Below are 5703 nucleotides of genomic sequence, written 5' to 3' on the forward strand. Positions count from 1 at the left end.
CTTGACGAGGCCTGAAGATTGGCCCTGTCAATTCCAGCAGGAATAGTTGTCGGCAAGCGAACTGCGGCAATGCTGCACCCGACAGGATTCGAACCTGTAACTTTGTGCCGCGGGCGTGCCCATTAAGGTCGAAGCCACCACCCGAGACGGCGAACTCCGGATATCCCTGTCTAATGCCGGAGAGCCCATTCCGCACGAGACAATGCAGGGGATCAGCATTAAGGAATATAATCCTCCCGTTGCGGCGAGCCCCTTCAACGGAGAATCGCCATGACTCGAAAGACCCTCGCCGACACTCTGTCCGCCCGCGAAACCATCTATGTCAATTGTGCGCACCCGATGTGCTGCAAATCGACGAAACTTGACATCCAGGCGCTGATTGACAGGCTCGGCCATGACCACGGCTCGATGCATGACGACTTGGTCGGGCTCTTTGTCTGCTCAAATTGCAAGGCTGCCGGCCGTGACCGACCTTCTTCGCATGCATTCCTGACTACGAAGGCCATCAGCGGGCGCGCAATCGCGACTGGAAGCCAACTTTCGAACGAAGGGGCTGAAAGTGGCCGGCGCCGCTTGGGGGGCGTTGGGGTAGATTGCCTGTAGGCGCCGGCGGGGCGGATTGGGGTCCGCAGACGCGAATCCTGGGGGCTGCCCTGCGGTTTTTTCCGGACACTCCGATTCCCAAGCAAAGTCAACAAAGGGGCGGCGGCATGGTGGCCGAGCTTCATCGTTTGCGGACGTTAGGAACGGAAAGGCCGCAACTCACAAAGCGAAACAATAACAGACGCTTAAGTGGGTATCTGGCGGAGAGAGCGGGAAACTCTCCTCCACGGCCCCAGACCCCTTGCAGCCCTTGACTTCTGGGCATCCGAGACTCACTTGTGGGGCACCAGCGTGGGGCACCGGGGTCCGAATGGCTATCTCAAGACAGTATCTGGAATGGCACGGTCAACAGTGGCGTGTTCGCGTTAAGGTGCCAGCGAGGGTTCGCGATATCCTGGGCCGTGGCAAGCTCACTCACCCTCTCCACACACCCGACCTCAGGGAAGCCAATGAGCGCAAATGGCCTATCGTTGCGCGGCTGAAGGGTATCATCGCGGCAGCCGAGAAAGCGCTGGGTTCGAATGATCCTGTGGAGGCTGAAGCTCTGCGGCTGCGTCTCGACAACAAAGATGAGGACGCACAGGAGGCCATTACGCTGCGGGCCCAACAGCTTGAGGCCATTCATGGAGAGGACCGGGCGAAGGCTTTCTATGACCTCGCAAGCGGTAAGGTGACCCCTCTAGACCACCACGTTGACGACTTTCTGAAGCACCAGGGCTACCGATTGAAGTCCGAAGGCGACTTTCGCAGGGCACTGGGGTGGCTCGAAGATTGGCTCCGCGACAGCAATCGTCCCGTCGCGCTGGAGGCCGTTGGCCGCACCGAAGCGGGCAAGTTCATCTCTGACTCGCTGGTGGTCGGCAGGGGTCACCAGAAGGCCACAGCCTACCTTGGGTTCGTTCGGCAATACTGGGCATGGCTGCGAGACAAGGGACACCTCACACGCATTGAAAACCCATGGGTGGGCCAGACGCTTCCCGCCGGCCCCCGGCAAAGGCGCGACGCTGAGCCTGACCGAGGCAAGCGGCCATTCACGGACGCCGAGATGACCACGCTGCTCGGCGGCGATGCTGGCCCGCTGCTCCAGGACCTCATGCCCGTGGGAGCTCTAAGCGGCATGCGAATTGAGGAGATTTGCCAGCTTCACGTTTCCGACTGCGAAGGTGGTGTCTTCAACGTCTGGGCCGGAAAGACGGATAATGCCCGCCGCACGGTGCCAATCCACAGCGGCCTTGTGGAGATCGTCAAGCGCCGCACCGCCGGGAAGAAAGACAGCGACTATCTCTTTGACGACCTACCGCCTATCCCAAAGTCACGCGAGACGCGTTCCGATCCGGCCGCCAAGAGGTTCACCCGCTATCGCCGAGATGTGGGGATCGATGAGCGGCCGAACGACAAGGCCAAGAGCAACGTGGACTTCCACTCGTTCCGCCGCTGGTTCATCCGCAAGGCGCGTGATGCCATGCTTGCGGGAGCGGAGGGCTTTGACGAGTGGACCATCACATGGGTGGTTGGGCATACGGATAGCGAGCGAGCCAAGAGCCTAGACCTGAGCCAGCACGGTTATGCGGGGATGGACCGGGAGGAGGCGAAGAGGGCATTGGTGGAGGCCGTTAAGCTGCCTAATCAGCGCTAAACAGAACGTGCACTGCTGTCATCTTCAAGCTGAAGCGCTTGGGCAAGGGGACTTGGTCTGGACCACTCAAGCACTTCTCCTTCCGGCGTCTGCAATTGGGCTCTTAGGTTTACCCCTTCGCCGGCAATAAACAGCGTTATCTTTTTATCGGAGGAATACGAGGCCAGCAATGATACGGTGCTAGCGTCCTTTGGTCGGCGGTTTATTGTGCCCTCGAAGGCATTGCCGAATCTTCGAAGGCGGAGTTCTACCGATGTTTCCACAATCTGTTTTGCCTGTGTTGAAAGAGTCAGCCCGAGTAGGGAATTTGCCCGTCGCAGAAAGTCTCCGTGCCCGCTGTAAGATCCATCATCCTCCTCGCGTATATTGATTACGCCTTCAGGGGTGACCCACCGGCCAGCTATATCGATGCTAGTAGTTTGTAGACTAGCCTCACCCAACCGTTCCAGAAACGCATGCTTCTTTTCTGCGTCGGCCAGCAGCCGTTTGGCTAATTGTTCCTCGTCGCTTTTCGCGGCCTTCAGATCTGCAAGCGCCCCGACAACCCTTTCGTGGTGGTTCTCCATTTTGACTGCTGCTTCGAGTCTGCGTTTCGCATCCTCAAAAAATCCCGCCTGAAGCATAGTGTGGGCGAGGTTCGAATCCGCAAGTGTCTCCCCCTTTTTCGAGGCAAGTTCATAAGCTTCGACCGCAGAGCCTAGCAGTTGCAACTGAGAGTAGGCGGCTCCGAGGTTGTTCCACGTCATTCCGTTTCGTTCGGAGACTGGGATGCGTTCGTAGTGCAGCATGGCCAAATCAGGGGAGTCATTCCCGTGGGCATAGGCAACGTTGAATCTAAGAGCCCCATCGTCGGGCTCGTTCTTGATTCGAATTTCGTCAATCGACTGAGCGATCTCCTTAAGCCCGCCGCCGCTACCGGCTAGTTTACTCATGGCGGACTCGAACGATCGTCGTTGCTCAGGCTTATCGTGCGGAAATGCTATCACTCGGGAACGCAACTTATCGATCTCAGGGTGTGTGTCGAACGCCTCGGTGTGTTCGACAATATCCTCGATTGCCGACGCCGCCGCTTTGATGTCTGGCGCGTTTTCCAGCGCTTTTCCAAACGCTTCGATCGCCCCCTTTGTATCGCCGTAGCGAGCTAACGCACGACCCAAAAACTGCATTAGGCGGTCGTTTTTCGGGAAAATCGATGATTTTTCTCGGATGGAGGAGAGGGTGCCAGCCTTACCATGAATCATGCCCATATAGGCGCACCAAGCCTCCCACACCGCTATCGACTCCTCGGAGTCTGCCAGCGAGCTAGCGCGAAATGCGGAGTCGATTGCGGCTTGTTGGGCATCTTGGTCGTTGAAAGTGGCCCACGTGAAAGCCCGTTCATATTGCTGTCGGGTCCAGCTGGGTTCGGGACTGGAGGGCTGGGCGGTAGCAGTTTTTTGAGGGACCTCTTCGGTATTCTCTGCAGTTTGAACGACCCCTGCGCTCACCGCCTGAGCACGTTTCCCCTGAGTTCGCATTGATGCACGGATTTTGCCGGTCGCTGGGCCGATTGCAGCCAACATGTTTTCATCAAGACGCTTCGGGTCATAGTCTACCGGCGTTAGCCCTTGCAGGTCGGATGGCAGGTGCATATCAACATCTCGCGGGCAGACAATAAAAGTACGCTTTCGCCCTAAGCGCCCAACAAACAGTCCGAGCTCAAAGATAACATTGTCACGTATGGTGCTTCGCTGTTCACCTCGCATAAGCGTCACGTCGTCAGGCACAAAGACGAAGATTCCAAAGTCAGCTAGGTCAAGCTCTGCTTCGAGTGATTCCAAGGGATATTCTGAAGCGCCGAAGGTGCCTTGATCCCAAATAACGACCTCGGCGTCGTAGTCCAACGCCTCTTGGATCGCACGGGCAAGCCCCATGTTCTCTCGCGATGAACCAACAAAAATCTTCGGCTTGCTCATCTTCTTGCGCCTCAACAACAGTCCGCAGAATCTCAAAGAGACCCCTAGCATAGTGACTAGAATCGCGATGCGGGGGAAGCGAAGTTCTCCCCGGAGTTCTCGTATGAAATTTTGGGTCACACATTTGAGACCCCAGATACGTGAGGGGCGTCAGCGACTTTCCCCCCGTGCCCCTTCCCGCGTTGCGTTTTGCCGGCATTGTGCCCACCCCCCACCGACCCACAGTCTGTCGGTCCGCCGACCCTTGCCCGATCAAGGCCCTCACCCGAGTGCGACCAAGTAGACCGTCATCCCAGGCCCAATGCACCCGGCAGAGGAGGCAGGCGGTAATCTCCAATGCAAGGTCACCGGCCCATGGCATCTGGCTTCGGTGAGGCCTGAGGAAATCAGAGCCCCGCCAGAGCTGACGATCTGTCCCACTAGGGCAAGGGCATGTGAGTCTCCGATTGGACACCCAAAGCAGTCTCACATGAGCCGCTGCTTGACTTTTGAGACCTCTATCTCATAGACTTATAGAGTCTTGCGAGACCATTCCGGCTCGTGGACCACAAACGTGGGAGACAGTCTCGTTATGACCACATCGGCATTAGTCGGCTATGCCCGCACCTCCACCACCGATCAGAAGGCAGGCCTTGAAGCTCAGCTTCGTGACCTCAATCAGGCAGGATGCACCAAAGTGTTTCGCGAAGAGATTTCCTCTGTGGCGACCAATAGGCCGCAGCTCGCCGCCGTACTTGAATGGGTACGCGAAGGTGACACGCTGGTTGTGACCAAGCTGGACCGGCTCGCACGCTCTGTGTCTGATCTCCTAAAAATCATTGAGGCCCTTGAGAAGAAAGGGGCGGCTCTGCGCTTCCTGTCCAATCCAGAACTGAACACTGAGTCAGCAAATGGACGGCTTATGCTGACAGTGCTTGGAGCCATCGCAGCTTTCGAACGTGAGCTAATGCTTGAGCGGCAACGTGAGGGGATCGCGAGGGCCAAAGCCGAGGGCAAGTACGAGGGGCGGCAACCTACAGCCCGCGCCAAGGCAAAGGACGTGCTGAGGATGCGGGCGGAGGGGAAGTCTGTTAGCGATACGGTGGCCGCGTTAGGCATCAGCAGGGCAAGTGTTTTCAGGATACTGGCGGAACACGCCGAGGCAATGCCTACCAGCTAGTGGTGAGGGGATGGGATGGCGCTAGCACAGGATTGGGACATTATTGCCAACTACGAGTCATATGAACTCGTTAAGCGCGATTATCACGCGCGGCATGCCAGGGACCTAGGAACACGACATGCACGTGAAATCGCGGCTCCATTCAGTCATGCACGAGCCTACTTTCGCTCCGCACAGGGCGCAGATGCGACGGTGAAGCCACTGTTGCTGTACTATGGAATTGCGAGCTTGTGTCGAGGTCTCACGTTAATTCTTAAGAGAGGCTTTGAACCGCCCCGGGTTTTCCGGAGGCCGTTTCGTTTGAGTCACGCGGCTATGGCTGGTTCATCCAACATGGCGTAGTAGCGTTC

General features: G+C 57.5%; 5 protein-coding genes. 4 read left to right on the forward strand and 1 reads right to left on the reverse strand.

The window, feature by feature from the left end; all coding sequences use genetic code 11:
• Positions 1 to 270: 270 nt before the first annotated feature.
• On the forward strand, positions 271 to 603 hold the full coding sequence (locus NKH21_RS32460) for a hypothetical protein (protein ID WP_352869965.1): 333 nt from the start codon (positions 271 to 273) through the stop codon (positions 601 to 603).
• A 310-nt stretch (positions 604 to 913) separates the two neighbouring features.
• Positions 914 to 2239: a tyrosine-type recombinase/integrase gene (locus NKH21_RS32465; RefSeq protein ID WP_352869967.1), complete on the forward strand. Its 1326-nt coding sequence runs from the start codon at positions 914 to 916 to the stop codon at positions 2237 to 2239.
• Here NKH21_RS32465 and NKH21_RS32470 read toward each other — a convergent pair.
• Positions 2236 to 4194, reverse strand: coding sequence for a TIR domain-containing protein (locus tag NKH21_RS32470; RefSeq protein ID WP_352869969.1), 1959 nt, complete (start codon positions 4192 to 4194; stop codon positions 2236 to 2238). The genes NKH21_RS32465 and NKH21_RS32470 overlap by 4 nt on opposite strands.
• Before the next feature lie 571 nt (positions 4195 to 4765).
• Between NKH21_RS32470 and NKH21_RS32475 the strand changes: the two genes are divergently transcribed.
• The gene (locus tag NKH21_RS32475) at positions 4766 to 5353 is read left to right on the forward strand and encodes a recombinase family protein (protein WP_352869971.1); all 588 of its coding nucleotides are present in this window, start codon (positions 4766 to 4768) and stop codon (positions 5351 to 5353) included.
• 15 nt (positions 5354 to 5368) lie between these two features.
• Positions 5369 to 5695 carry a YaaC family protein gene (locus tag NKH21_RS32915; RefSeq protein WP_502911930.1) on the forward strand — a complete coding sequence of 109 codons (327 nt, stop codon included), beginning with the start codon at positions 5369 to 5371 and terminating at the stop codon, positions 5693 to 5695.
• Positions 5696 to 5703: the final 8 nt, after the last annotated feature.

The organism is Mesorhizobium sp. M1329, from assembly GCF_040318035.1.
Taxonomy (GTDB): Bacteria; Pseudomonadota; Alphaproteobacteria; order Rhizobiales; family Rhizobiaceae; genus Mesorhizobium.

Coding starts and splice junctions, on each gene's coding strand:
- NKH21_RS32460 (WP_352869965.1), top strand. CDS start 271: ATGACTCGAAAGACCCTCGCCGACACTCTGTCCGCCCGCGAAACCATC.
- NKH21_RS32465 (WP_352869967.1), top strand. CDS start 914: ATGGCTATCTCAAGACAGTATCTGGAATGGCACGGTCAACAGTGGCGT.
- NKH21_RS32470 (WP_352869969.1), bottom strand. CDS start 4,194: ATGAGCAAGCCGAAGATTTTTGTTGGTTCATCGCGAGAGAACATGGGG.
- NKH21_RS32475 (WP_352869971.1), top strand. CDS start 4,766: ATGACCACATCGGCATTAGTCGGCTATGCCCGCACCTCCACCACCGAT.
- NKH21_RS32915 (WP_502911930.1), top strand. CDS start 5,369: ATGGCGCTAGCACAGGATTGGGACATTATTGCCAACTACGAGTCATAT.